Below are 26,185 nucleotides of genomic sequence, written 5' to 3'. Positions count from 1 at the left end.
GAATCTTTCCGTAATGACGTTTGGCTTTGCCTCGTCTTCCATGAACCGCCGTATTTTCAATGCGCGTCTGGAAAACGCGTCGTCCAAGCCCCTGTTTGCGCGCGCCTGGAGATCGAATCGCGTTGCCGTTCCGGCCACTGCGTTTTACGAATGGACACCGGATAAGGAAAAAATCACCTTTGATGAACCCGGGCGCGTTCTGTATCTGGCCGCACTGGCCCTCGATGATCAGTTCATCATTCTCACACAGGATGCCAATGAAAGCGTGGCACCCTATCACCATCGCATGCCGGTCATTCTGCAGGAAGATCAGGTGCCCGCCTGGGTCCTCGATTCCGCACAAAGCGCCATTCTGGGCCAGAACGCTTCGCCCGCTCTGCATGCAATTCTTCCAGAAGAGCCGCTTACGCTTTTTTAAATTTTCTCGTTTAGAACATTCTGACGCCGCAGACCGGCGTCTTTTTTGAACCGCTTTTCAACCGATCTTTTCAGCCGCTTCTTTCAACCGTTCTTACCCCAGGAAAAGAATCGTTTCATCTTTCCTTAATCCCGGTCTGGAAGGATAAGAGCGGCAGCTGCTCTCCGGAAAAAGAAAAAGAGATCCGGTCGCGCTGGCAAAACCTTCCGCCAGAACTCCAGATCTCAAACCATTCCGACTGTATGGACGCACCGATCGGCTTGAAAACGGATGATTCGAAACTCAGCCGGTATAGGCGTCCTGGGCGCGGTTGGAAAAGTCCTGCTTTTCCAGCCATTCTTTTTCTTCTTCTGTTTCCGGAATATCGATCCGTTCAATCTTGAAAATCACCGGCCGCGTGCCGTCGTTGCAGCAGGCGATCATCATCCGCTCATCGTTCGTCCATTTATACATGATCGATCCGCCCTGCAAAGCCGCGGAAATGTAGCGGTTGATGGCATCCCACGCTTCTCCGCAAAACCTGCCGTTCATGAGATGGTAAAAATCGTCCTGTTTTTCCGTCCGCTTGAGAACAAACGTATCGCCGGGCTTAAAAAACGGACACGGTCCGGACTTTGGATTGGCCAGATACTGCTGCTGAAGCTCTGGAAACACTTTGGTTTCCAGTACGGTCACTTTACATTCGTGCTGCATCTGCGCACCTCCTTTTTTCTTCTATTATCTTCTCGTATTCTGACGGTACTGTCGCCTTTTTGGCAGAAGGTCTGCCGCCTGCATGCTCTGCAATCTGGGCCGGTCTTTCCCTGCTCTGCCGGTTCTGCAATTCGGTATACAATAAGGGACGCAGGTACTCCAGACGATTTGAAAACAACGATTTGATTTTTCGCCGTTCTGGATACCGTTTAAAGAAGGACTCTCGTTATGAATGAAAAACTGATTAAAGAACGTCTGAACGATCCAAAGGTCACGCTCGTTGCGGTGACGAAAAAGCATTCCAAAGAAGAAGTCGATGAACTGTACCGTCTCGGGGTTCGCACGTTCGGCGAAAACCGCGTACAGGAATTTCTTGAAAAATACGATCCGAACTATACCTGGCACATCATTGGCCATCTGCAGACGAACAAAGTGAAATACGTTGTCGGCAAAGTCGCCATGATCGAATCCGTGGATTCGAAAAAGCTGGCCGCGCAGATTGAAAAGGAAGCCGCCAAGCAGAATCTGGTCCAGGACATTCTGATCGAAGTGAAAGTGTCGAAAACGGATGAAACCAAAACCGGCCTTCCGCCCGAAGAACTGGACGATCTGCTCGCGTACTGCGATACGATTGAGCACGTTCGCGTACGCGGTCTGATGACGATCGCCTCGCTCAATCAGCCCGAGGAAGTCAACCGGGAAGAGTTCACGCTGCTTCATTCCCTGTTTGAAAAACATAAGGCAAACCGCCCCGATTTTGAGTATCTGTCCATGGGCATGAGCCATGACTACAAGCTGGCTATCGCCTGCGGAAGCAATATGGTCCGCATTGGAACGGCCCTTTTTGAGAACGCCTGATCACGGCGTTCTTTTCTGTGAACGCACGTCTCTGATTTTATAAAATGTCTATCATCCTTTACGTATCGGTTTTTTCCAATTCTGGTAAATTTTGTTTTCAAATCGGAATCTGTCGGACGATGTGATAGAATTACGTATCGCGCGGCGGACGTCGACGGACGCCATCCATTGATATCCGCCATGAATAACGATCGTCTGCGCAAAGACCGGGAAAGGAGGAAGGCCGTATGGCAAAACAGAAACTGAAACTCAAACGTTCCGCGGCCGCCGTCCTGTACGGACTCGGTCTGCTTGCGGTAACGACCGCTTTATACGCGCTGTTCCCTTCCGCCTTTGAAAACGGCAAGAATGCACAGACGTCTTTCACAACTGCCGCCCTCGCCCAGAGTCCGCAAAACGCAGACGCGGCTTCTTCCAGTTCCTCGAGCGATCGTTCGAGCGCTCAGGCGTTGGAAGGTTTATCCTCTGCAGAGACGGAAGTCTCCGCTTCATCGGATTCTGCCGATGCGGCTTCGACGCAGACGGGAAGCGAAACGAGCGAGACCCTCGAAGAAACCGCCAGAAAAGCGGCCGCTTCTTCCAAAGACGATTACGGCTTTGCGATTCGTGAAGCCGACGGTCAGAATGCGAAAACCATTCTGATTGACGCCGGTCACGGCGGATCGGATCTTGGCGACGGCGCCAAAGACGGCAGTCAGGAAAAAAATATCGTTCTCGACTACGCGAAAAAGCTCAAAGCCCATCTTGAAAAGCAGAATCCCGATCTTCACGTTGTCCTCACCCGTGAAGACGATACCCGTTTAGGCAGCAACGACTGGAACGATACGGCCGCCCGCATCCAGAAGCAGGAAGACGTGCAGGCCGATTACGTAATTTCTCTGCATGCGCACGCCAGCGATGACCCTTCCGCCAGCGGCTTTCAGATCATCCTCAACGATGACGATGACATGGCTAAGGATCTCGCCAGCCGGATCGTCGAAAACTTCGCGACGGTTTCCTGGCTCCCCGATCGCGGTATTGTCTTTACCCGCGACTATCCCCTGCAGATGATTTCCATGTCCAATGCGCACGCGATTGAACTCGATCTCGGACTGTTAAGCTCGGATACCGATCTTTCGTATCTTAAGGATTCCGCCCGCCTGGAACAGTCCGCCGCAGCAGCCGCTGCTGCCATTTCCGATACGATTCTCTACAACCCGGGCGCACCGGGCTACGCATCCAGACAGAAGCAGAATGCGGCCTCTCGATCCTGAACCCGACAGGATCGGTGATCAATTTTTGTTTTTTCCTGTCTTTCATCTTTTCTTTTGAACTCTTCAGAATCCCGCTTCCTGCGCGGATTTCTGTCTTTTGATTTTTAAAGGAGGTATACATGCCATCCCCTTCCCCAAAAAAGCAGCGCAAAGGCAAAAATAAGGCCGCGCATGCTGGACTGTATTTCGCGCTCCTGCTCTGCCTTTCCATCGTTCTTTATTCCACGCTGTTTACCCGGGCCTATTCCCCCGTCCAGCAGCCTCCTGAACCGAAAACTTCCAAGACTTCCCAGTCGCAGACATCCAGCACCCAGACGTCGGTCGCGTCGACCGAACCGACCCCGCCGACGTATAAAACGTATCCGGATACCGGAGAAAAAGTGGCTACCGTTCTCATCGATGCCGGTCATGGCGGCGTAGACGGCGGCAAAACGACCGATAACGGCACGCTGGAAAAAGATCTGAACCTGGCGATCGCCATGAAAATGGGTCAGTATCTCGAACAGCTGAATCCTCAGATCGAAGTTAAATACATCCGTCAGGACGACAATGTGTTCTGGGGCGATGTCGAATCCGATGACCTCAATTACCGTCTTGCCCAGCAATGGGAACAGGACGCGGATTATTACATCTCCCTTCACTGCAATTCCTTTGCGGATCCTTCCGTCGAAGGCACGATCTTCTTCATCAACCCCGACGACTCGATTACCCGCGCGCTGACGGATAAAATGCACGAATATCTCAGCGCGATCGGCTGGGCGCAGAACTACCAGACGATCGACGATCAGCTTTTGCAGCTGGTGACCATGTCCGATATTCATTCGATGCTGATCGAGCTGGCGTACATGTCCAATCCGGACGATCTTGCCAAGCTCAACAGCGAAGAAAAGCAGGACGAAGTGGCCGAAGCGCTCGCCGCTGCCGTTTCGGATTACATCATGGAAAATCCGGACGCCCCGCAGTACCAGAACCAGCGCTACCATCACGGTCAGCTCATTGAAAAAAAGGATTCTGCCAGCTCTTCTTCCGCCGCGGCTCAGTAAACCGTTCTGCTTCTGATCTTTCCGTCTTTCCATCTTGTCTTTTCCAGACTCTGTCCGCTCGACAGAGTCTGTTTTTTTCTGGCATCCGATTGGATTGGATCGATCCAATCTGCTGCTCTTCGATTAGACTAAACTAACAATCAAAGAAAGGAGAGTCTGGATATGAAAAAACTTGTGCTGCTTCGCCATGGCGAAAGCGAATGGAACCGGAAAAACCGCTTTACCGGATGGACGGATGTGGATCTGTCCGAAAAAGGGCATGAAGAGGCAAAAGAAGCCGGCCGTCTGCTCAAAGAGGAAGGCATCGTTCTCGACCGGGCCTACACCTCGTATTTGAAACGGGCCATTCACACGCTCAATCACGTGCTCGATGAACTGGATGAAAACTATATTCCCGTCGAAAAGACGTGGAAACTCAACGAACGGCATTATGGGGCACTCCAGGGACTGAACAAAGCCGGCACCGCCCGCAAATACGGAGACGAACAGGTTCTCATATGGCGGCGTTCTTTTGACGGGCTGCCGCCCGTTCTGGATCCAGAAGATCCAAGAGCGCCGCAAAACCAGCCCCACTACGCCAAAATCCCGGCCGATGAACTGCCGCTGGCTGAATCGCTCAAGACGACCATTGAACGCGTCGTTCCGTACTATCTGGAACATATTGAACCGAAAATTCGCGACGGAGAGACCGTCATCATAGCCGCCCATGGCAATTCCCTTCGCGCGCTCGTGAAGTATCTGGACGGAATCGGCGATGAAGAAATCGTCAAGCTAAACATTCCGACCGGCGTACCGCTCGTCTATGAATTCGACGACGATATGAACGTCCTGCGCCATTACTATCTGGGCGACGCGAAACAAATCAAAGCCAAAATGCAGGCGGTAGCCAATCAGGGAAAAGCGCACTGATTTTCGGTCGGATTCCGCTTTGGAATCCGACCATGAAAAAAAGACCATTTGTATGATATATAAAGTTCAGATGGTCTTTTTATTCTTGGAAAAATACGCTTAATCGCCAGTCGGATTATTTCTGCTTTTTCCGATCCGTTTCGCCGGATTTTTCCTGGGAAGGTTCGGGTTTGGCTTCTTCTTTTGAAGCGCTCTTTTCTTCGGTCTGCGCGTTGGGATCCTGAATCATGAGCATGACTTCTTCGATTCGGTTTTTGTGCAGGGACGTTACGCGGACACTGAGTCCGTCATCAAGCTGGACGAGTTCGCCAAGCGTCGGGAAACGGCCGAGCTTTTCAATGAGCAGGCCGCCGATCGAATCGTAGTCTTCACTGTCCAGATGCAGCGACAGCGCATCGTTAAGATCGTGCAGGGAAAGATAGCCGCGCACTTTGTAGCGGCCAGGACCGACCTGAATGATGTTTTCATTTTCCGAAGCGTCGAATTCGTCCTGCACTTCGCCGACGATTTCCTCAATGATGTCTTCGACCGTCAGAATGCCGGCCAGTTCGCCGTACTCGTCGAGCACGATCGTCATGTTGTACTGGTCTTTCTGCATTTCTTCAAGAAGCTCGTTAATGCCCTTGTTTTCAATCGTGAAATACGGCTTGCGAAGCATTTTCTTGAGATCAAACGGTTCATCGGGATCGTGGAAAATAAGATCTTTCATGTTGAGGATGCCGATAATGTTGTCCGGATTGTCCTCATACACCGGGATTCGCGTAAAGTGGTCGCGATCGTAAATCTGCTTGAGCTCCTGGCTGGTGATGCTCGAAGGAACGGACGTCACATGGACGCGGGGGACCATGATTTCGCGCGCCTTGGCATCAGTAAACTCAAACACGTTGCGGATCATATCGCGCTCGTCTGCTTCAATAACGCCTTCTTCATGCGATACATCCAGAATGGTGTGGAGTTCGCTTTCGGTAATCTGGGCGTTTTTCTGACTGCCCTTTACGCCGAACATGCGCAGGATCAGACCGGAGAAAATGTTGATGAACCAGATGACCGGCGTGAGAATCTGCATGAGAAAGCGGATAATCGGCGCGTACATCAGCGCGAACTTTTCCGAGCTGATCGTCGCCAGCGTTTTCGGGGTGATCTCGCCAAAGACCAGGATCAGAAACGTGATCAGAAAGGTCGCGATCGACACGGCGTAGCCGCCGAATCGATAGGCGATCATGGACGACAGAGAGGCCAGGAACGTATTGACGAGGTTGTTTCCGATCAGAATTGCCGACAGCATTTTCGGCTCGTTTTCAAAAATCTGAAGCAGTATTTTCGCCCGTCGGTTGCCCTGATCCGCAAGCGTACGGATGCGGATGCGTGAAACAGCGACTAGCGAGGTTTCCGCCGAGGAGAAAAAAGCGGACAGAAGCAGGAGAACAACTAGCAGAATAATTTGGATTGTCAGTTCGTTCATTCAGTTTTAGGTTTCCTTTCCTTCCTTTGGGGAAGTCATTTTTTATCTGGGGATGAAGCAAAGAAGATGAAACGATTGTATTGGTTTGATCTTGTTTTTTGAATTTACTTTTTTGTGCGTTTGCCTGTTTATGGCCATGCACACGTACGATCTCTCAGACCGGGAAATCCATGGATAATCGGATTTACTCGCCCATCGAAGCGGCAGGTTCTTTTTCTGCCTTCGGGAGCGCCTTTTTCTGCAGATCGCTGACGCAGCGCGACGCCATGAGAATGCCGGCGGTTGACGGTACAAAAATCGAAGAAGGCAGCGGTTCGCCTTCTGGCATGGCCATCGGAATTTCCTTCGAGCAGACGGTCATGATCTTGCCGCGAATCCGGCTCTTGCGCTTCCACAGGCGAAGAATTTTCGCCATGGGATCGCCGGCCGTCTTTTCCAGTTCCACGAGTTCCACTTTGGACGGGTCAAGACGTCTGGCCATGCCCATGCTGGAAATGAGCGGAATTTTTTCGCGCAGGCAGAAACGGATCAGGTCCTTTTTGGAGCCGATGGAATCAATGCAGTCGAGCACATAGTCCGGGTTCTGTTCGAGGAGCTGTTCGTCCATGTTTTCGTCGTACCAGCCAGTAAAGAGAACGACCTCGCAGCCCGGATTGATCTGCGCGATCCGCGCTTTCCAGACGTCGGTCTTATACTGGCCGATCGTGCTTTGCAGGGCGCAGAGCTGGCGGTTGATGTTCGTTTCTTCCACTACGTCCTTATCGATGAGCACAAGTCTGCCCACGCCGCTGCGCGCGAGCGATTCAATCGCAAAGGAACCGACTCCGCCGCATCCGGCGACGATCACGCAGGCGTTTTTCAGGGCGTCCAGCCCTTCTTTTCCGTAAAGCAGGGATGCCCGCTTAAATGGATTTGTCTTTTCCATACCAGTCCTCCAGCGCATCGAAGATTGCCTGCTTATTGGCCGGATCAAACCAGTGCACCGGCATCTGGTGATTAAACCAGGTCATCTGCCGTCTCGCGTACTGCCGCGTATGCACCTTGATCTGCTCTCGAATGGACTGAAGCATCGTTTCGCTTTCCGCTTCGGTCAGCTTTTTTGTACTCTGTCCGTTTTCATCGTCTTCCAGACGCTTGAGCCACGGCGCAAATTCCTTGTACCCGATGGCCTGAAAGCTGTTATACGTGCGGCTTTTCTCGGAAAGAAAGAGTGCACGTACTTCGTCTGCAAGTCCGGCATCAAACATCTGATCGACGCGGCGGTCGATGCGTTCAATTTCCAGGGCGCGGTCCGCTTTGAGACCGACCATATATACATCATAAATCGGCTCATGTTTCTGCCCGTTTTCACGCATGGATTTTGTTTTTCCCGAGCGGGCCATGAAAGCGGCGCGAAGCAGACGCTTGCGATTGTTGATGTGAATTTTTTCCAGGGCCTGCGGATCGATTTCCTGCAAAAGCGCGTACAGTTCTTCGTTCGTTTTCGTCTCGAGCTCAGCCGTCAGTTTCTGATCTTCTTCGCTTTCCGATTCGTCTTCAAATTCGTAGTCGTAAAGCGCGGCTTTGACGTACAGTCCCGTTCCCCCGCAAAGAATCGGCACTTTGCCTTTTGCGCAGATTTCTTCAATTTTCTGACGGCAGAGCGTCTGGAACTTGCGGACATTCCAGGGCGTATCGATGTCTTCGATATCGATCAGAGAATGGGGAATGCCTTCCATTTCCTGAGGCGTAATTTTTGCGGTGCCGATATCCATGCCTTTGTACACCTGCATCGAATCCGCCGAAATGATTTCTCCATTGAGCCGTCGGGCCGCTTCAATCGCAATGGAGCTTTTTCCGGAAGCCGTCGGTCCGACGATTGCGATCACCTTATGCACGTTCAAACTCCCTGGCCAGCTGCTTCAGTGTCAGCCGGATAATCGTCGGGCGGCCATGCGGGCAATGATACGGCTGGCGGCAGTGTTTCATGTCTTCAATGACTTTTTTCATTTCCTCCATCGAAAGCCGGTGGTTAAAGCGGATGGAAGAATGGCAGGCGATCGTCGCGATCATATGACGACGGAGTTCCTGCATGTTCACATCCTTGTGGGAGGCAAACCAGACGAGCAGATCATCGACAAATTTTTCCGCGTTCATGTTCGTCATCCAGCCCGGAATTTCGCGCAGAACCAGGGACCTATTGAGCACGTCGAAGTGCAGTCCGTAACGGCCGACGCTTTCGTTGAGCGTATCGACCATTGCGATCAGCGACGCCGGAACGGTTTTGGAAATGGGAAGAATCAGCGGCTGCATGTAGGGAAAAGGCTGTTCAAAGGAGTCGGCAATCTTTTCAAAGTTGGCGCGCTCCTGGGCCGCATGCTGGTCGATAATGACGAGTCCTTCGTCGTCTTCGCAGACGATGTAGGAATCCTTAAGCTGGCCGATAATGCGCAGCGTATCCAGATAGCCAATGCCGCGGGCGTCCTGACGGGCTGCCCATTCGGCAGGATCCGCAGTTCCCTGCGGATAGTCAGGCGTCGTACGCTCCTGCACAGGACGGCCTGAAGCCGCACTTTCTTCCGGACGATTGGCAGAGGCGTTTTCGGCTCTTTCCTCCCCAGAATTCAAAAGTGTTTTTTCACCAGCAGAGACCGAAGTCTGTGAAACGGGATTTTGCACAGGAGAAAGATCTTTTCCGGCTGGATTCTGGGGATTCACCGGAGCGGTCTGAGCGGGCGTGTCGCTGGCGGTCAGATCGGAAAGTTTTTTCTGCGCCTGATTGAGAAAGGACGAATTGAGAAAGGCAAGCTCTGCATCTGCCGATGCTTTGGTGCCGGAGCGCTGCGGGGCTTCTTCTCTGGAAGCTGCCGTGGCGGCTGATTGGCCCTTTGAATCGGTGCGCGGCGGAACCGCTCCGGCCGGATAGCCAAACGGTGCGGAAGGCTTTCGATCCATACGGGGCGCACCGGATCCGGCGGGATACGCAGATGCAGCCGGCTTTCCGTAGTCGCGCACGCGGTTTTCCTGGACTACCATCGTTCCGGGAAGGGGCTCCATGGAATACGTTTCCTTTTGGTGCACAGCCGGATTCTGAATCTCGGGCGCCTGAATTTTTTCTTCAAACAGCGACTGAATCGTCGTTTTGATCAGATCAGCCAGATATTCTTCCTTGGAAATCCGCACTTCCAGCTTGTTTGGATGCACGTTGACATCGACGAGCTGAAAATCCGTTTCGATATTCAGGAAGCAGACCGGATAGCGCTCCCTGGGCAGGAATTCGCGATAGCCTTCGACAATCGCGTTGACAATCGGCCAGGAACGAATCGTACGGCCGTTCAGGCAAAGGTAAATATAGGATTTGGACGCACGGTTGACGGACGGCTGGAGCGCGTAGCCGCTGATTTTGAAGTCGGGACTGGATGCTTCAAACGCTTCGGCTTTGCTGGCAGCGTCGCGGCCAAACATCTGAAAGAGAATTTCAAGACGGTTGGATTTGCCGGTCGTCTGAAAAATCAGACGATTGTCATGGCGCAGCGTAAAGCGGACTTCCGGATGGGCGAGCGCGATTTTATTGACCGCATCCGCAATGACCGCGAATTCATAGTTCGGCTTTTTCAAATATTTAAAACGGGCTGGCGTATGCAAAAACAGACCGCGCACTTCGATTCGCGTTCCCTGGGGTACGTCCGCGTGTTCATGCAAAATCAGTTCGCCGTAGTCAAAGACAATGCGCGTACCGCCATGGACATCGGCGGTCGTCATGCTGACGCGGGCAACCGAAGCGATCGAAGGGAGCGCCTCGCCGCGAAAGCCCATAGTGGAGATGGAAAACAGTTCATCTTCGCTCTGGATCTTGGACGTGGCATGTCTCTCAAACGCCATGCGGGCATCATCAAAGCTCATGCCGCAGCCGTTATCGGTCACGATGACGCCATCGATGCCGCCCTGGAAGACTTCAATATCAATGGAGTCCGCACCGGCATCGAGCGCGTTTTCCACGCATTCCTTGACGATATTCACCGGCCGGTCGACGACTTCGCCAGCCGCAATCATATTGGTCAGCTGCTCATCGAGTACATGAATAATTCCCATGTCCCTTCCCTCCTTCTCGGGTTTCTGTCTGTATTTCTATTGGTTTCGATTTATAAAATCGTGTGTTTCTCCATTTCAGGTAAAAAAGCAGCCGGTCCGGAATCGCAGACCGGCTTGCGTAAATTGTAAGGCCAGAACAGCGGATCAAATTTCCCTGTCTGAAGCGGAAAATTGGAAATCAGCTCAGCTTGTCGGCTTCCTGCTTGAGGCGATACAAAATGTCGAGCGCTTCTTTGGCCGAGAGACTGTCGGGATCGATTTTCTGAATTTTTTCGATCAGCGCCATGCGGTCCAGATCTTCCGGATCCATCACAAAGAGACTGGATGGAATATTGGAGGCCGGCGAATCGGCTTCAAATTCGTGGAGCAGATCGTCCGCCCGGTTGATGACAATTTTCGGCAGACCGGCCAGCTTCGCGACATGAATACCATAGGATTTGTCCGCTTTGCCCTCGACAATGCGGTACAGGAATTCGATTTTGCCTTTGTTTTCGCGCACGTCAACGTGGACATTGCGCAGATTATCGATCGTTTCTTCGAGTTCCGTCAGTTCGTGATAATGGGTGGAAAACAGCGTTTTCGCGCCGATGGCGCCGCTGAGATATTCCAGCATCGCCCGGGCAAGCGCCATGCCATCGTACGTGGCGGTACCGCGGCCGATTTCGTCAAACAGAATCAGCGAGTTTTTCGTGGCGTGGCGCAGTGCGTTATTGGCTTCCATCATTTCCGTCATGAACGTCGACTTGCCCTGAAGCAGGTCGTCGCTGGCGCCAATGCGGGTAAAGATGCGGTCAAAAACCGGCAGCTTGGCTTTTCTGGCCGGAACGAAACTTCCGATCTGCGCCATGATCACAATCAGCGCGTTCTGGCGCAGCCAGGTCGATTTACCGCCCATGTTCGGACCGGTAATCAGGCAGATGTCGCAGTTTTCATCCATAGTCCAGTTGTTGGAGACAAAGGAAGGCATGCGCTCATCGAGAATCGGATGACGGCCCTCGACGATTTCCACGCTGCGCGTCTGGGTAAATTCCGGACGTTCATAGCCTTGCATCGCCGCCAGATCAGCCAGCGAGACGAGAACATCGATCAGACTGAGCGCCTTGGACAGCTGATGCAGATCCGCCAGTCTGGATTTGATCGTTTCCAGCAGGCGGGAAAACAGTTCTTCTTCCAGAACGATTTTCCGCTCCTGCGCGTTCAGAATCTTATCTTCGAGCTGTTTCAGTTCATCAAAGGTAAAACGGGCACTGTTGGCCAGTGTCTGTTTCTGGGTATAGCCAAGATCCGGCGTAATCTGCGAAAGCTGGCTGTTTCGAACTTCGACATAATAGCCGAATACCCGGTTGTAGCCGATTTTCAGATTTTTAATGCCTGTCCGCTCGCGTTCTCTCGCTTCGAGTTCCATTAACGCCTCGTCACTGGACGTGACCAGACGGCGCACCTCATCGAGTTCGGCGTCGTAGCCGTCCGCAATATAGTTGCCGTCCTTGGTGGACAGAGGCGGTTCGGCCACAATGGCGTCCTTGATCTGCATGTAGAGATCCTGACAGTTGTCGACTTCCTGAATCATCGGAAAGCTGTCGAGGCACGAAGCCAGATCGAGAATCGGCGCCGCGTGTTCAAGCGAGGCACTCAGCTGCAAAACGTCTCGAGGCGAAGCGCTGCGATAGCTAATGCGCGCTGCCAGACGTTCGAGGTCGTAAATGAAGGAAAGATGATCCTGTAAAGACGCGCGGATCAGAAACTGATCGAGCAGCGTCTGTACGGCATCCTGACGGGCCGTAATTTCTCCGACCGAAAGGAGCGGGGCTTCAATCCATTCGCGCAGCAGGCGGCCGCCCTGCGCGCTTTTTGTATGATCCATGAATTCCCATAAGGAAGTGGCTTTGGAAGAGGAAGAACTCGAACGGGTCAGTTCGAGATGCATGCGGGTTTCTGAATCGAGAATCATGCAGGCTTCCGGAAAGAGAGGGGTCATCTTCATCAGATGGTCCGCGTGCTGCATGGACGTCGCCTGCAGGTAGCCGGTCAGCAGGGAGAGCGCCTGTTCGATCAGCTTGTCCGGATACGGAATCAGGCTTTCATCAAACGGTGTGAGCGGCGCCGGCGATCCGATGGAAAACGTCAGATCCTCATCGGCTTTCAGCGCGGCCTGCCACGTTTTATCGAGCTTTCGGGAGGCGACGACTTCCTTGACCTGCAGTTCATTGAGAAGGGAGCGAACGGCGGTAATGGATTTTTCCATTTGCGTAAAGCGCAGCTCGCCTGTCGACAGTTCGCAAAGCAGAACGAGAATATGAAGGTGATCGGAAGCGAGAACCGCCAGATAGTTCAGAGAGCGCTTGGAGTTTTCTTCTTCGAGCAGCGTTCCCGGCGTCACAATCTGAATGATTCCACGTTCCACAAGGCCCTTGGCTTCTTTTGGATCTTCGAGCTGTTCGCAGATCGCGACTTTATAGCCCTTTTTTACCAGACGGGTAATATAGGATTTTGCTGCGCGAAACGGCACGCCGCACATCGGTGCCTTTTCCGCGCCGGCGGAGCGTCCGGTTAAAACGAGATCCAGTTCCCGGGAAACCGTTTTGGCATCGTCAAAAAACATTTCATAAAAATCGCCGAGACGATACATCAGGATCGCATCGGGATTTTCTTCTTTGAGCTGCAGGTAATGCTGCATCATGGGGGTATATTTTGATTTATCGATCTTATCCATATTCGTTATCTGTCTTCTCTGTTCCTTGCACTCGAATCATCGACGGCTTTCCTGTCGGTTCTGACCTGGCCGGATGGAAGGATCAGGTCCTTTTCTTTAAAGCGTTCGAGTATTTTTCCATGCGCGAAATGTTTCGCATTCATTTTTAGGTTTCGCGTTTTTGGTCTTTCGCATTATTATAGCAAACCGTACAAGTCCCCCTGCAGGCTCCCACTTCCAGCCCGGTTTTGTCTCTTTTTGGAGGGGCCATGCGATCGGTGCGGGTATGGTATACTGAATCACAACTTAAGGAAGGAGGAGATTTTTTGAAACAGAATATTCAAATTGGAAAACGAACGTTTTCTCTGGATTTCGGCTTTATTTTCATCCTTCTCGTCCTGTTCTTTACGAGCTGCTTTGCACTGTATAACGCCTTCAACCTGATCCGGACCGGATCTGGCGAATCCTATTTGCGCCGGCAGATTCTGTGGTACACAGTCGGGTTTGCGACGATGTATCTGATCACCCGCATTACCAATAAAAAGGTCATGGAATATTTGCCCATGGCTTACAAAATACTGCTTGGCATTCTGTTTTATCTGCTGGCTTCCAAGCTTCTGTTTCGCTTTACCTCGTATTCCCTGCCCTTTGCGAGTGCCGTCAACGGCGCCTATTCCTGGCTCCAGCTGCCGGGCATCGGTTCCTTTCAGGCTTCGGAGTTCATGAAAGTCGTTCTGATTCTGAAAACCTCGCAAATCATATCTTCCTTTCAGGCGGAACATCCAAATCCAACGGTGAAGGATGATATGAAAATGTTCATGGAAATTCTTCACTGGGCTCTGCTTCCGATGATTCTGATTCTTCTCGAACCGGATACCGGCGTCTTCATCATTATCGGCTTCACTCTGCTCGTTCTTCTGCTCTGCTCTGGCATTCGGAAAATGTACATCTGGATCGCGCTGGGCTTTGTAGCCGTTCTTCTTGGCGGCTTTTTCCTGCTTTATTTCTTTAATCCGGATTTCCTTTCCTCGGTCTTCTCTTCCTATCAGATTCGAAGAATTGACGCGTGGCTGTATCCGGAACGCAATATGCTGGGATCGAGCAACCAGCTATATACCGCCCTGCTCTCTTTAGGCTCCGCCGGTCTGACCGGGCATGGTCTGCAGGCTTCCATCATTTCGATTCCGGAAGCGCACACCGACTTTATTTTCGCAGCATTCGGCCAGTGCTTCGGCCTGGCGGGAACGACGTATATCCTGTTCGTCTGCATGTGGCTCGATCTGTACCTTTGCAAAATGGCCTACAATTCCAAAGTGCCGTTTAACCGGCTCGTCATGATTGGCGCGATTGCCATGCTGCTGTATCAGCAGATCCAGAATCTGGGCATGATCGTCGGCCTTGTTCCGATTACCGGCATTACCCTGCCGCTCATTTCCTACGGCGGATCGTCCACGCTTTCCTACTTCATTCTGTTTGGCGTCATTCTCAATATGTCGCCGCGATCGAAGAAGACCATTCGCTTCCGCCGCTATTCCTGGAAGACAATCAGCCAGAAAATTCAGAAAGGAACGCGCCGTTTTATCGACCAACTTCGTCAGCCGGATCCCGAACATCCGCACGCCGCTGAAAAAGATCGAAAGAACCGTAACGATTCCGATCGCCAACAGCGCCGTTACCGCGCGCATGAATCCGAAATTCGTGTCTGAACTTCTTCATCGGACTGTCCGAATGAACAATTGGAACGAACAGCCGGAATGAATAGCTGAAATGAAAAGCTGAAACAAGAAAAAGAAAGACTGAGAATCTCAGCCGGTCTGCGAAAACCATTTGCAGATCAGAAGAGGTTTCTCAGTCTTTTTAAATACGAATAAGGACGAAGTCTGGCAAATCGGACGCTTTGCACAGAAAGCCGGATTTCTACCCAGTCGATATCGGTGAGTTTGGGCGTTTCGAAATAGTCGCAGCAAAGAATGGATTCTTCCAGCGACTTCCCTTTCAGCGTGACAACCCGGTTTTTATTCATGATGTAAGGAGAGACAAAGGAATGGTGATTGGCATGACTGACGGGCATGATCTGCGTAATTTCCAGAACATCCAGTCCGTTTTCTACAACCGCACCGCCAAGAGAGCGGTTGGCGCCGCTGCTTCCCGCCTGCGTCGATACGCAGATGCCGCAGCTGTTGGTCGTTTCAAAAAACTCTCCGTCGATCAGAACATCAAAGCGAACGGTACTTAAAAAAGAGCCGATTCGAATTTCATTGAGCCCTCGAAAGATGCGCCCATCCGAAAGGCAGGCTTCGATCATCGGATACTTTTCAATGACAGAACCGTTTTGATCGAGTTCGCGCAGATCGGCAAGAAAACTGTCGATCTCATCTTTTGTGTAATCGGTAAAAAAGCCTAATGTACCGGTATGAATGGCGGTAAACAGAAGATGATCAAGCTGTTCCTTATACTTCTGAATCGCGCGCAGGATCGTTCCGTCTCCGCCGATGCAAATGCAAAGATCGGGATGGTCCGCGTCGAGAATCCAGTGGAGATCTTCCAGTATTATCTGTTCAAGATCCGCTTTAAGTTTTCTGGAATACCCGTCAAAACGGGAAAAAACAGTGAACTTCAATTCAATATCTCCTTGGGTTCTTTGATTGTATCATGGTGAAAGGAGGCTCCTTATGTCCGATCAAGAACGAGAACTGAAAGTGCTTTTAACAAAAGAAAATTATGAAAAGCTTTGTACTCTGATTCCCTGCGATGAGCAGAGACTTCAGATCAATACGTATTACGACACACCCGATCAGGCGCTCAAGGCGCGCGGATTTGCCTGCCGAATCCGTGAAACGCAAGGAAAATACAATCTGACGATCAAAAAACCGCTGGACTCCATTACGAAATATGAATATGAAAAGGAAGTCAGCGCGCCGACTGTCAGTGAGCTCGATCCGGTAGATCGCAGCTGGATGCTGGAAAAAATCGGTCTGGGCGATATTGAGCTGCATCCCTTTGTAACTTTTGAAACCATTCGCCGGATTACCCAGCTGGAAAATGCAGAACTTTCTCTGGATGAAACCCATTTTCCAAAGCATACGGATTATGAAATTGAATATGAATACAGAAAAGACCATGATGGGATTTCCGTTTTCAATCAGATTCTTGAAAGAGCTGGTCTCCAGTATGAAAAAAACTGCATGAGCAAGCTCGCCCGTGCAGTTCAGGATTTATTTTAAAGAAAATTTATGTGTCAAACGATAGAAGAAGGATTTCGAATTGTATTCTTCTTCTTTTTTTCTGTAGTCTTCTTTCGTCTTTTCGAGTTCTTCCTTCGATTTTCGAAGATCTTCCATTTCGGATTTCAGCTGCCGCTCGGCTTCTTCTGTTTTCGACTTCGTTTCCTGTAATTTCTGATTTTCAGATTCCAGATCCGAAATTTTTGTTTCATGTTCTTCAATCAGTTTTGCCTGATCATCGAGCATGGTCTTCTGTTCGGAAATCGTATCTTCGTTTGATTTCTGTTCGAGAAGGTAGGTCTGCCTCGCTTTATCCATTTCGAGCTTCAGCCGTTCCTGATAAAGCATTTCCAGATTGGCGATTGTTTTATCTTTTTCGTCCAGAATCGCATTCAGTTTTTCAATTTCCATACGGAGTTCCGATTCTACGGCCGAAACTTCGTGCTTTTCCTTTCGAAAATACGTGGAAAGGACTTCTACGCCGTCCGCTTTAATCGTAATTCGCCTGGTTTTTGGATTTTTATACTTCCATCCAGCATCTGGATAGTTACGAACTAGTTTAGCGACGGCTTTATCCACTGTATTTCTCGATTTTCCGAAATGCGCGCAGATCTGAGCAATATCCATATCGTAATAGACGTCAATTGGGGAATGATCATCTGCCATGGGGTTCACCGCCTTTCCAGAGTTCGCAAAAACTTTTTTCTTTACGATCTCTGGTTCAGATAGTGCAGAAGACCGTACGCATGGGCGATTATAGCACAATCATTTTGAAAACAAGAAGAAATATGAAATACGGATGAATTTCATATCCAAGTCCATTTTACACGCTACAATGCGTATCGGAAATTGAAGAACTCTTCTAAAGTAAAAGAGATTGAATGAAAACAAACTCAATTTTCATCAACCAATTTATAGGAAATCCTATTGTGAAAAAATAAGGTAGAGGAATGAGAATATGATAATCGTATCAAGACATATTCCAGGGAAAACTTGCACGACAGGAAAGTTTTTGTTTCGTATGAATATTCATAAATTCAAATTCTTTGGAAGAAAGTCCAAGCGAGTGCACGGAATTGAAAACCTCCGTTTTCATATGAATGAGAAATATTGTTATTTTGGTCTCCGCTAAAATCCATAAAATTCATATTGAAATCAGATATCATCGTATTCCAATAATAGGAATTTCAGAAATAGATTTCATATAGCATGGGATCGATCTGATTTTTGGATAACTGTTCAGATATTTAGCGAAATATCAAAGAAGAAACAATTTGGAAAGAAATAGGATATTCAGATTTGCTCTTCCGTTCCTTTCTTTCTTTTTATGAATTTCCGATATTTGATTTCGCTCATTCCTACTTTCTATCCTATTCTCTTTTTCCAATTTCAGATTTTCATATTCTCTGGAAAATTTCTTTTCTCCCTCTGATCTGCCTTTTCATATTTCTGGAATTTTTTTGCTGCAAGAATTTCTGATATTCATAAATTCTGATTTTATGTCTTTCATCTGCTCTTTTCATTTATTTCCTTCTCATATGATTGCTCAGGTTTAATGAAATATGGCTTTTTTTGCTTTATTTCCGATCGTATGATCATTCAGATTTGATACCAGCTGCATGGAATCCTTCATTTTCCTCTATTTCCCTGTTCCTATGAAAAAAGCAGGGGATTCACTCTGGTTAGTCCAGGTGATCCCCTGCTTTTCTTATCTTAGATATGAATTGACCAATTTCGCTGAAATTCCCGTTTCTTTTCCTTCTTCTAGAATATGAATTTCCCAAAACGTAAGTTTTATGAATAGGATTATTCCTATTTATGTAGGAATTCCATATGAATAATGTTTTTAATCGGATTTTCGTATAGGAATGATCAGATATCGTCCTTTTTACGTCCATCAAAGGCTTTTGCGATCGTTTTTGCATCCGCATAGTCGAGTTTTCCGCCAAATGGAATGCCGGAGGCCAGTTTGGTGACCAGAACTCGATCTGAAAGCAGACGGCTCAAATAAAGCGAAGTCGTTTCTCCATCCTGCGTAGGATCGAGTGCGAGGATGACTTCTTCCGTTTCATCAGTGATCCGATCTTCCAGCGCATCAATATTCAGCTGATCGGGCAGAATTCCTTTCTGAATATTTATGGTTCCGTGTAAAACGTGGTACACGCCGTTGTATTCGTTAATACTTTCGATTGCGTACAGATCTTTCTCATTCTGAACGACGCAGATCTGGTGATGATTGCGATCTGAATTTTCACAGATTTCGCAGATTTCTCCTTCTGTAAGATTTCCGCAGATTTTGCAGTGCTTCAGATTGGCTGCATTCTTAAATGCCTGAATCATCTGTTCTTTCTGGTCTTCATCCCAGCCAAGAATCGCAAACGCCATTCTCTCGGCACTTTTCATACCAACACCGGGCAGTTTATGAAGTTCCAGAATCAGATTCTCAAAGCTGACTGGATACATAGTTCCTCCTTGTTCCTGTTTATCTGATTTTCGGATGATCGTAAGAAATCGGCTGGGAAACTGATTTTTAGCCGCGTTCTTCGATCGGTCTGTTATTTCTCGTCGATCGGATTTTCCGATACACCAGACTATTTGTTCTTTTCATTTCTGTTGCTGTTGCAGACGGATTCCTAACGGATCCCATCGGCTTGTCGTTTTGATTTTTTGTTACTAACAGAGCAGGGAACAGTGACCTGATTTTTCTCAGCTGCTGTGCCGGTTTTTTCTCTCTGTTTTGATCCAAACGTTCCGCATTTATGATTTTCCGATCTGATTTCTTCTTTTCAAGGTCCAGAAAAGGCTGTGTTATGTCTTTTCAAAGCTTTTAGAAGAGCAGATCGGATCATAATCTGATTTTTACAGTGTGCTCAGACGCTCTATAAGGCGTTATGCGCCATTTGAGGCGATTTATGACCACTCAGCAGGGAATTAGTCATCCTGGACAACCAGGTCCGGGAAACGGGCCTTTAAAGATTCCTCAAGGGATTCTTCCGGTTCGGAACTGGCCAGGGAGACTTCGATTTTCGCCGGTTCTGGCAGCGTCTTCTCCTTGGATCGCTTAACGAATGTCTGCAGAAGAGTCACTCGATCGTTTTCTGCGAGCGAAAACAGCTTTTTCGGATGGCCCAGCCACTGATTGGTAAATTCTTCAAAGCCATCTTCATTCTGAAGAGCATTGATATGATCTCGTTCCAGCATATGCGGTGCACTTACCAGCATGTACGTCTCGGCTGAGGCAACGATCTTAGAACCCTTCAGTGCGTTCGCAAATTTGCCCCAATCCACGTCTTCAAAGTATTTCGGAAGATCATTCATATGACCTTCATCTTCCGATCGGATCGTTTTCGAAGCGCCGACGAGCAGAGAAAGAAGAAAATCTTCCTCTAATCTGAATTCAGATTTCGGATTTTTCTCTTTTCCCATTGTTTCACGTGAAACATCAGAATTCCAAAAAAGCATGGCCAGGTCGGATTTCTTACTTACCTTAGGGCTTTTTGCAGGTTTCACCGGAGCAGAAATGGGATTTTCCGTTTTTTGTAAGATTTGGCCTGCAGCCATATGTGGCTGATCATGTGATTGACGATTGGATACTGCAGGAGCGGACTGTACGGAAAATGCGGATTTCAGCAGGGCCGTCTCAATGTAGTCGAGCATATTGGATGCATAGCCGAGCTTGTTATAGACGTTCATCAGCTCGTTAAGCATCTGAATTCGTTTCCAACTGGGAACTGGGGAAAGCGACTTCTTAATGACTTCTTTTTTTCGTTCCGAAAGAAGGGAAGTCCCGCTAGCCAGATCATAGATCAGGGAATCCTTGAGCAGACCGATCAGATCGGCTGTGAAACGCTTAAGATCAAAGCCGCGTGCTTCAATATCTTCCACGAAGGCAATCGTTTCTGAAGCCTGTTCCGGATTGAGCTGTTCAATGATCTTGCCGAGTTCCTCGGTCTGAACAACACCATAAATCTCGCGGACAGCTTCCAGTGTCAGATGATCAGGTTCATAGGCAACGCACTGGTCGAGAATCGACAGAGCGTCACGCATACCGCCGCTCGCCAGTTCGGAAATCAGTTCCAGAGCATCCTCATCCGCTTCAATCTGTTCGGATTTGCAGACATCCTGGAGTCGATGCAGGATATCTTTCTCGCTGACCTGGGAAAAATCATATCGCTGGCAGCGGGAGAGAATTGTAGCCAGAACCTTATTCGGTTCGGTTGTCGCAAAGATGAAAATCACATGTTCAGGCGGTTCTTCGATGGTTTTAAGCAGAGCGTTAAAAGCTGCTGCGGTCATCATATGAACCTCGTCAATAATGTAGACTTTGTATTTTCCTAAAAGCGGGGCATAGCCGACACGTTCAATCAGATCGCGGACATCATCAACGCCGTTGTTGGAGGCGGCATCAATTTCCACAATATCGGGATGGGAACCGTTCAGAGATTCCCGGCAGTTTTCGCATTCCATGCAGGGTTTGTGTTCTCCCGTACAGTTCAGCGTACGTGCGAAGATTTTCGCGATCGACGTTTTACCGGTTCCGCGCGGTCCGCAGAACAGATAGGCGTGAGCGATACGATCTTTCTCCACCGCGTTTTTCAGCGTCTGGACTATGTGTTTCTGGCCTACCACTTCGTCAAAAGAAGCCGGTCTGTATTTTCGATATAGAGCCTGATAGGACATTCAGATCACTCCTTTCCTTGACGATCGGCCATCGGCCATTGATCGGACTGTGATTTGGGATTTTCAGATTTCGTATGCATATCCATTTCTGCCTTGAGATCCGGATCGGATTTTAAAATCGGATCGATCCGTTTTCTGTCCTCGGCAGAATTCAGGACAGGCAAATAAACAAAGATGGAAGAGTCTCCATCCAGGACGTTCTCTGACCTACTTTCATCTCTTCGAACGTCTGGCTCAGAAGGCAGTGCATTTTGTCTGGCCAGAGCCTTCAGTTTCTTCTTTTCCTCTCTTCGTCTGCGAAAGAAATTCTTGAGGATCGTCGAACATTCTTCTTCCAGAATACCCCCGGTCCATTCGGGATGGTGATTCCACTGAGGGACTTCAAAGAGGGAAACGACCGAATCCACGGCGCCGGCTTTCGGATCTTTCGCACCGTAATATACGTGAGCGATTCTGGACTGAATGATGGCCCCGGAACACATCACGCACGGCTCGAGGGTGACATACAGCGAACAGTTTTCCAGCCGCCAGGAATGAAGCTTTCGACACGCAGAGGCAATCGCCATGAGTTCGGCGTGTTCGGTCACACTCTGTCTTTTCTCACGTCGATTGTATCCGCGGCCAATGATCGTACCGTTCTCATCGACGACGATGGCTCCGACAGGTACTTCATTTTCCGTTTCCGCTTTACGGGCAAGCCGTAAAGCTTTTTTCATCATCTTTTCTTCTGGGCTCAATCTGTTCATGTGTTCATGATACCAAAAGGACTCCATGCCAAAGGAATGACTTTCCCAAAAGAGGGGCAGACAAAAAAGGCAGACCCCAATGAAACTGGGATCCGCCAAACGAACACAAAAAAACTACTGCACATAACAGAGCCAGCACGGTGCTGCTTCGTTCCCGACCTGACACGGTTAGCAGGATGCTATTGCAGTAGCTCAATAAGAATAGCAAATTCAAAGGCGATTTGGCAACTGAATTGTTTATCAATCTCCTAGGACCAGACGCTGGCTGGGCGTGACGATCTGCCGGATGCCGCCAGGTTTTAAGGACAGCCCTTTGGCTTCCGGGCGGCAAGTTTGATCCTCTGAAAATACGTTTGAAATTCCTTTCTTTGTTTGAAGCGGGAGTAAGCCTGACGCGATCGGAAATTCAGATTTCACGTGAAATTCGTCTGGGGGCTTTCCGGATCTGAGGATTATCTCGAATCCTTCCAAAAAGGAAATACCGGCAATCCAGCGGTAGAGAATAAACAATTCCGATCAAAGGAATCCGTGATTCACCGCACATACGAGACAATAGAAATAGACAATTTCAATGACGACAACCGATTGACCGCAAATGGGCAAGCCGAATGAAGGCAGCGGGAAATCCGGTCACCGTCATTTTCTGGCAATCTGAATTTCTGATCGAAGAAGGCGGCAAACGCAGATCCCCAAGCCGTAAGAGACAATCCAGTCCGAACGAGGATCTGAGCGCACCCATTTCGACACGAAGGAAAAGAAGAAAAAAGAAACTGAAGAAAGGGAACACCCATGGTAAACAAACTGAAGCATGTCCTGCTGATCGCAGCCGCCGCGCTCGTTCTGGGCGCCTGCTCGAATCTGATCAGCGTGATTCATCTGAACGTGGAAGACGGACAGAATATGATCACCGGTCAGACGGTTCTGATCGATTACCAGACGGAACCTATCCAGACCCGGATCGATCCGAACGCCGTCCAGATCTCCGGCGGAGAATCCTGGATCGAAGATGGAAAACTGAAATTCCAGGCAATGAAACCGGGAACGTATACGATCTCTGTTACGCAAAACGGAGTCACCTCCAATACCGTCACGGTCGACATCAAGGCATCTCCACTGGCTGATGCGTCTTCGTCTCACGACGATTCCAAAGACTCGTCCGCGCAGGATCAATCGTCGGAAAACTCGTCTTCTTCATCCGAAGACGATCCGCTTGCGGATGCTAAAGCCACCGTTCAGGACCATATTATTTCGGTGGATCAGGCGTGGGAAGACGCAGATTCTCTGGCAGGATCGGGCAAGCTCATCACCGTCGACGGCAAGCTTCCGCAGTCGACCATTCAGGATAAAGCGGGAAATAATGTCGTCGTGTTGTGGAATTCCGACATCAGCAAATACATCATTCTGGAAGGCTTCCCGATTCCTTTTGGCAACTGCGACGCCAATGTAACCGGACGGCTGCGTCGAAATGATAACGGTGAACTGGTGATGGATATGACGTACGTCGAAGCGACGAACATGGAGCCCTCTGCCACTCCAGCCCAGTAAAATGGAGCTCGAAAATACGCATCTTCACTCTTGCTGTGCTCCGTATGGGGTACGGCTTTTCTTTTTGAACCGGCACCTGAAAATGAAAAAAAATCCTTCTTTCGAAGGATTTCAAATTTATTTCTTTTTGTTTGGAACGAGTACTTTCTTGCCACCCATGTAAGGCTGCAGAGCCTCTGGAATGAGGACAGTTCCGTCTTCCTGCAGATTGTTTTCCAGGAAGGCGATCAGCATACGCGGAGGCGCTACGCAAGTGTTGTTCAGCGTATGGGCGAAGTACTTCTTGCCGTTTTCGTCTTTGACACGGATTTTCAGACGACGAGCCTGCGCATCAGTGAGGTTGGAGCAGGAGCCGACTTCGAAGTATTTCTTCTGGCGCGGAGACCAGGCTTCAACGTCTACGGATTTGCATTTCAGATCCGCGAGGTCGCCGGAGCAGCATTCAAGCGTACGTACGGGAATGTCGAGCGTACGGAAGAAATCTACGGTGTTCATGTACAGGCGAACGAACCAGTCAGCCGATTCTTCCGGTTTGCAGACGATGATCATTTCCTGTTTTTCGAACTGGTGAATACGGTATACGCCGCGCTCTTCAATACCGTGCGCGCCTTTTTCCTTACGGAAGCAAGGGGAGTAGGAAGTGAGCGTATAAGGCAGTTCTTTCTCGTCGATGATCTGGTCGATGAAGCGGCCGATCATGGAGTGTTCGGAAGTTCCGATCAGATACAGATCTTCGCCTTCAATCTTGTACATCATACCGTCCATTTCAGCAAAGGACATAACGCCGGTTACGACGTTGGAACGAATCATGTAAGGCGGGATGACATACGTAAATCCGCGGTCGATCATGAAGTCGCGGGCATAAGAGAGGATAGCGGAATGGAGTCTGGCAATATCGCCAACCAGATAATAGAAACCGTTGCCAGCTACACGGCGTGCAGCATCGAGGTCAATTCCCCCAAAAGATTCCATGATGTCGGTATGGTAGGGGATTTCGTAATCCGGTACAACCGGTTCACCGAAGCGTTCGAGTTCAACGTTTTCACTGTCGTCCTTACCAATTGGGACAGTGGGATCAATCATATTTGGAATCTGCATCATGGCGTCGGTAACGGCCTGGCGCAGTTCTTCTTCTTTTTTGGACAGTTCTTCAATCTGATCGCCAAGTGCTGCCGTTTCGAGTTTTGCAGCTTCGGCTTCTTCTTTCTTGCCCTGTCCCATCAGCATGCCGATCTTCTTCGAATTGCTTTTGCGCTTCGAGCGAAGTTCGTCAGCCTGCTGCTGCGTCCGACGCAATGCTGCGTCGTTGCAGATCACTTCATCTACAAGATGCAGTTTATGATGCTGAAATTTCTTTTCCATGTTCTCTTTAACGAGATCCGGGTTTTCACGGACAAATTTCAAGTCAAGCATTCAGGATTCTCCTTTTCATATCTTCATTACGATATCACGCCAAAATATCTCATTCAAACATCCCTCTTTTTCCACAGGCTCTAAACATCAAATCCGCGAAAAAGACAGCGGAAACAAACCAGAGCGGGCCGTAGAAATCCTAAGACAAAAGGGAAATCCAAACGGAAAAAATCCGCAGGACTGCCTGGGCTGTTTTGCAAAGTCTGTATGGTTTCGTCCCGAAAAATACAGTCCAGATTCAGGCGATATAATCGTGCAGAATCGCTAGATCCAGCCGTTCAAAAACAGGACATCTTTTCCAAGAACAGCACTTAGAAAAGAGTCTCTAAAACATCTTTCGACTCGGGTGTCATCCGATCGGTCTGATCCCCGACGGGTATCCTCGCCTTCGTTCGAACAGAAAACCGCCAGCTGTTTGCACGGAGGAAAAGGGGATGAAGCGATCGGTCCGATTCAGAATCCAGCAGCTGCTCCAGAACCGCCAGATCATTCAGCCCGGATTTCCTGACAGGAATGAACAGACGAATGAAGACAGACAGAACAGGCAGAGAGGAAAGCTCCAAATACGACAAAGGCAAACACAAAGTCAGGAAAGAAGCTTGCCCAAACAAACCGAATTGCAGATTTTTCCCTGCTGGATCCGATTTCTGTCCTTCCTATGGCTGGTCAGAGATCGAACAGTCCAGCCTCCTTCCAAAGACGGATATGGGCTCAAAATAGCCATTAAGTTTCAGTATGTTGAATGTTATAGGCTGTTTAGATCGGAATTCCGATATTTTGATCGGAATCGCATACGAATTTTCCGATATTGGATCGAGGATCAGCTTTTTAGAAATCGGAATACGATTTTCTATTCCTATCGTCTTTTCTTATTCCTATAGGATAGGTAAAGGAAATCTTCGCTGCTTCTGATTAAGAGACCCAGATCTTCCAGACACCGATTTTGAAAAAAGGGAAAATCAGACGCTTCTCCTCTCCCATTTCTGAAGCAGGAAACTTTTCCGATTTTCCCAGTCTCTTCTGGAGCTGAGCGATCCAAATTGGGGAATCCTTTTCGTATTAATGCGATCTGCTTACCGGATTTAGAGGAAAACTGGATCGAAAAACGGACAGCCATCCAATGAAAGTAAGCGTCAAATAAAAGACGGGTATTTTCTCGACCGCCTCCTTGGGATAAT

At 49.2% G+C, this 26,185-nt stretch carries 21 protein-coding genes and 1 other RNA gene; 8 read left to right on the top strand and 14 right to left on the bottom strand.

The features are described 5' to 3' along the window. Window positions 1-418, top strand: a 418-nt coding sequence (locus tag ACLUYS_RS03250; RefSeq protein ID WP_412659071.1) for an SOS response-associated peptidase family protein, incomplete at its 5' end; no start/stop codon positions are given. 282 nt (window positions 419-700) lie between these two features. Here ACLUYS_RS03250 and ACLUYS_RS03245 read toward each other — a convergent pair. Then, entirely contained in the window at window positions 701-1,111 is a 411-nt protein-coding gene (locus tag ACLUYS_RS03245; protein WP_412659070.1) for a TIGR04076 family protein, read from the bottom strand. A gap of 228 nt (window positions 1,112-1,339) precedes the next feature. Between ACLUYS_RS03245 and ACLUYS_RS03240 the strand changes: the two genes are divergently transcribed. The 4 genes from ACLUYS_RS03240 (at window position 1,340) to gpmA (ending at window position 5,174) form a co-directional block, all read left to right on the top strand. After that, complete coding sequence (locus tag ACLUYS_RS03240; protein WP_412659069.1) at window positions 1,340-1,969, top strand: YggS family pyridoxal phosphate-dependent enzyme; 630 nt, start codon at window positions 1,340-1,342, stop codon at window positions 1,967-1,969. Window positions 1,970-2,196: 227 nt separating this feature from the next. Continuing rightward, window positions 2,197-3,222 carry an N-acetylmuramoyl-L-alanine amidase gene (locus ACLUYS_RS03235; protein ID WP_412659067.1) on the top strand — a complete coding sequence of 342 codons (1,026 nt, stop codon included), beginning with the start codon at window positions 2,197-2,199 and terminating at the stop codon, window positions 3,220-3,222. A gap of 119 nt (window positions 3,223-3,341) precedes the next feature. After that, window positions 3,342-4,265 carry an N-acetylmuramoyl-L-alanine amidase gene (locus tag ACLUYS_RS03230; protein ID WP_230266948.1) on the top strand — a complete coding sequence of 308 codons (924 nt, stop codon included), beginning with the start codon at window positions 3,342-3,344 and terminating at the stop codon, window positions 4,263-4,265. A gap of 162 nt (window positions 4,266-4,427) precedes the next feature. Next, window positions 4,428-5,174 (top strand): 2,3-diphosphoglycerate-dependent phosphoglycerate mutase, encoded by a 747-nt coding sequence (gene gpmA / locus ACLUYS_RS03225; RefSeq protein WP_230266949.1) that lies wholly within the window; start codon window positions 4,428-4,430, stop codon window positions 5,172-5,174. 115 nt (window positions 5,175-5,289) lie between these two features. On the opposite strand, the gene ACLUYS_RS03220 is transcribed toward gpmA, so the two are convergent. From ACLUYS_RS03220 to mutS, 5 genes are all read right to left on the bottom strand, one after another. Beyond that, window positions 5,290-6,636, bottom strand: a complete 1,347-nt coding sequence (locus ACLUYS_RS03220) for a hemolysin family protein (RefSeq protein ID WP_230266950.1) — start codon at window positions 6,634-6,636, stop codon at window positions 5,290-5,292. 184 nt (window positions 6,637-6,820) lie between these two features. Beyond that, window positions 6,821-7,561 carry a ThiF family adenylyltransferase gene (locus tag ACLUYS_RS03215; RefSeq protein WP_230266951.1) on the bottom strand — a complete coding sequence of 247 codons (741 nt, stop codon included), beginning with the start codon at window positions 7,559-7,561 and terminating at the stop codon, window positions 6,821-6,823. Then, window positions 7,539-8,513 (bottom strand): tRNA (adenosine(37)-N6)-dimethylallyltransferase MiaA, encoded by a 975-nt coding sequence (gene miaA, locus ACLUYS_RS03210; protein WP_412659064.1) that lies wholly within the window; start codon window positions 8,511-8,513, stop codon window positions 7,539-7,541. Before miaA ends, ACLUYS_RS03215 begins: the two co-directional genes overlap by 23 nt. Next, on the bottom strand, window positions 8,506-10,707 hold the full coding sequence (gene mutL / locus ACLUYS_RS03205) for a DNA mismatch repair endonuclease MutL (protein WP_412659062.1): 2,202 nt from the start codon (window positions 10,705-10,707) through the stop codon (window positions 8,506-8,508). The genes miaA and mutL overlap by 8 nt, the downstream gene beginning before the upstream one ends. A 178-nt stretch (window positions 10,708-10,885) precedes the next feature. Continuing rightward, window positions 10,886-13,420: a DNA mismatch repair protein MutS gene (gene mutS / locus ACLUYS_RS03200; protein WP_288338969.1), complete on the bottom strand. Its 2,535-nt coding sequence runs from the start codon at window positions 13,418-13,420 to the stop codon at window positions 10,886-10,888. Window positions 13,421-13,725: 305 nt separating this feature from the next. Between mutS and ACLUYS_RS03195 the strand changes: the two genes are divergently transcribed. Continuing rightward, on the top strand, window positions 13,726-15,105 hold the full coding sequence (locus ACLUYS_RS03195) for an FtsW/RodA/SpoVE family cell cycle protein (protein ID WP_412659059.1): 1,380 nt from the start codon (window positions 13,726-13,728) through the stop codon (window positions 15,103-15,105). A gap of 128 nt (window positions 15,106-15,233) precedes the next feature. On the opposite strand, the gene ACLUYS_RS03190 is transcribed toward ACLUYS_RS03195, so the two are convergent. After that, window positions 15,234-16,019 carry an NAD(+) kinase gene (locus ACLUYS_RS03190; protein WP_230266955.1) on the bottom strand — a complete coding sequence of 262 codons (786 nt, stop codon included), beginning with the start codon at window positions 16,017-16,019 and terminating at the stop codon, window positions 15,234-15,236. Window positions 16,020-16,071: 52 nt separating this feature from the next. On the opposite strand from ACLUYS_RS03190, the gene ACLUYS_RS03185 reads away from it, so the two are divergent. Further along, window positions 16,072-16,623, top strand: coding sequence for a CYTH domain-containing protein (locus ACLUYS_RS03185; protein ID WP_412659057.1), 552 nt, complete (start codon window positions 16,072-16,074; stop codon window positions 16,621-16,623). Here the strand turns inward: ACLUYS_RS03185 and ACLUYS_RS03180 are convergent. The 5 genes from ACLUYS_RS03180 to ffs form a co-directional block, all read right to left on the bottom strand. After that, the gene (locus ACLUYS_RS03180; protein ID WP_230266957.1) at window positions 16,615-17,289 is read right to left on the bottom strand and encodes a coiled-coil domain-containing protein; all 675 of its coding nucleotides are present in this window, start codon (window positions 17,287-17,289) and stop codon (window positions 16,615-16,617) included. The two genes, ACLUYS_RS03185 and ACLUYS_RS03180, sit on opposite strands and share 9 nt — an antisense overlap. Window positions 17,290-18,495: 1,206 nt before the next feature. Next, window positions 18,496-19,086: a recombination mediator RecR gene (recR, locus tag ACLUYS_RS03175; protein WP_288338971.1), complete on the bottom strand. Its 591-nt coding sequence runs from the start codon at window positions 19,084-19,086 to the stop codon at window positions 18,496-18,498. A gap of 468 nt (window positions 19,087-19,554) precedes the next feature. Beyond that, a complete protein-coding gene (gene dnaX / locus ACLUYS_RS03170; RefSeq protein WP_412659054.1) occupies window positions 19,555-21,303 on the bottom strand; it encodes a DNA polymerase III subunit gamma/tau in 1,749 nt (582 codons plus the stop codon). Window positions 21,304-21,308: 5 nt separating this feature from the next. Further along, window positions 21,309-22,022 (bottom strand): tRNA adenosine(34) deaminase TadA, encoded by a 714-nt coding sequence (tadA, locus tag ACLUYS_RS03165; RefSeq protein WP_354665533.1) that lies wholly within the window; start codon window positions 22,020-22,022, stop codon window positions 21,309-21,311. A gap of 128 nt (window positions 22,023-22,150) precedes the next feature. Further along, window positions 22,151-22,248, bottom strand: an RNA gene (gene ffs / locus ACLUYS_RS03160) — signal recognition particle sRNA small type. A gap of 590 nt (window positions 22,249-22,838) precedes the next feature. Between ffs and ACLUYS_RS03155 the strand changes: the two genes are divergently transcribed. Then, window positions 22,839-23,594 carry a hypothetical protein gene (locus tag ACLUYS_RS03155; RefSeq protein ID WP_230266960.1) on the top strand — a complete coding sequence of 252 codons (756 nt, stop codon included), beginning with the start codon at window positions 22,839-22,841 and terminating at the stop codon, window positions 23,592-23,594. 117 nt (window positions 23,595-23,711) lie between these two features. Here the strand turns inward: ACLUYS_RS03155 and serS are convergent, their stop codons facing one another. Next, entirely contained in the window at window positions 23,712-25,007 is a 1,296-nt protein-coding gene (gene serS / locus ACLUYS_RS03150; protein ID WP_230266961.1) for a serine--tRNA ligase, read from the bottom strand. An 856-nt stretch (window positions 25,008-25,863) separates the two neighbouring features. After that, a partial coding sequence (locus tag ACLUYS_RS03145; RefSeq protein WP_412659051.1) for a hypothetical protein occupies window positions 25,864-26,185 on the bottom strand: 322 nt, incomplete at its 5' end.

It is taken from the genome of Allobaculum sp., assembly GCF_047010065.1.
GTDB classification, from domain to species: Bacteria; Bacillota_I; Bacilli_A; order Erysipelotrichales; family Erysipelotrichaceae; genus Allobaculum; species Allobaculum fili.
Note: the sequence above shows the minus strand (reverse complement) of the source record. Positions and strands in the feature narration are given on the sequence as shown.

Bases quoted from the DNA above. Each gene is read 5' to 3' on its own strand.
- dnaX (WP_412659054.1), bottom strand. From the start codon at position 21,303: ATGTCCTATCAGGCTCTATATCGAAAATACAGACCGGCTTCTTTTGAC.
- mutL (WP_412659062.1), bottom strand. From the start codon at position 10,707: ATGGGAATTATTCATGTACTCGATGAGCAGCTGACCAATATGATTGCG.
- ACLUYS_RS03155 (WP_230266960.1), top strand. From the start codon at position 22,839: ATGGTAAACAAACTGAAGCATGTCCTGCTGATCGCAGCCGCCGCGCTC.
- ACLUYS_RS03185 (WP_412659057.1), top strand. From the start codon at position 16,072: ATGTCCGATCAAGAACGAGAACTGAAAGTGCTTTTAACAAAAGAAAAT.
- tadA (WP_354665533.1), bottom strand. From the start codon at position 22,022: ATGATGAAAAAAGCTTTACGGCTTGCCCGTAAAGCGGAAACGGAAAAT.
- ACLUYS_RS03240 (WP_412659069.1), top strand. From the start codon at position 1,340: ATGAATGAAAAACTGATTAAAGAACGTCTGAACGATCCAAAGGTCACG.
- ACLUYS_RS03180 (WP_230266957.1), bottom strand. From the start codon at position 17,289: ATGGCAGATGATCATTCCCCAATTGACGTCTATTACGATATGGATATT.
- serS (WP_230266961.1), bottom strand. From the start codon at position 25,007: ATGCTTGACTTGAAATTTGTCCGTGAAAACCCGGATCTCGTTAAAGAG.
- ACLUYS_RS03215 (WP_230266951.1), bottom strand. From the start codon at position 7,561: ATGGAAAAGACAAATCCATTTAAGCGGGCATCCCTGCTTTACGGAAAA.
- ACLUYS_RS03245 (WP_412659070.1), bottom strand. From the start codon at position 1,111: ATGCAGCACGAATGTAAAGTGACCGTACTGGAAACCAAAGTGTTTCCA.
- gpmA (WP_230266949.1), top strand. From the start codon at position 4,428: ATGAAAAAACTTGTGCTGCTTCGCCATGGCGAAAGCGAATGGAACCGG.
- recR (WP_288338971.1), bottom strand. From the start codon at position 19,086: ATGTATCCAGTCAGCTTTGAGAATCTGATTCTGGAACTTCATAAACTG.
- ACLUYS_RS03235 (WP_412659067.1), top strand. From the start codon at position 2,197: ATGGCAAAACAGAAACTGAAACTCAAACGTTCCGCGGCCGCCGTCCTG.
- ACLUYS_RS03230 (WP_230266948.1), top strand. From the start codon at position 3,342: ATGCCATCCCCTTCCCCAAAAAAGCAGCGCAAAGGCAAAAATAAGGCC.
- ACLUYS_RS03220 (WP_230266950.1), bottom strand. From the start codon at position 6,636: ATGAACGAACTGACAATCCAAATTATTCTGCTAGTTGTTCTCCTGCTT.
- mutS (WP_288338969.1), bottom strand. From the start codon at position 13,420: ATGGATAAGATCGATAAATCAAAATATACCCCCATGATGCAGCATTAC.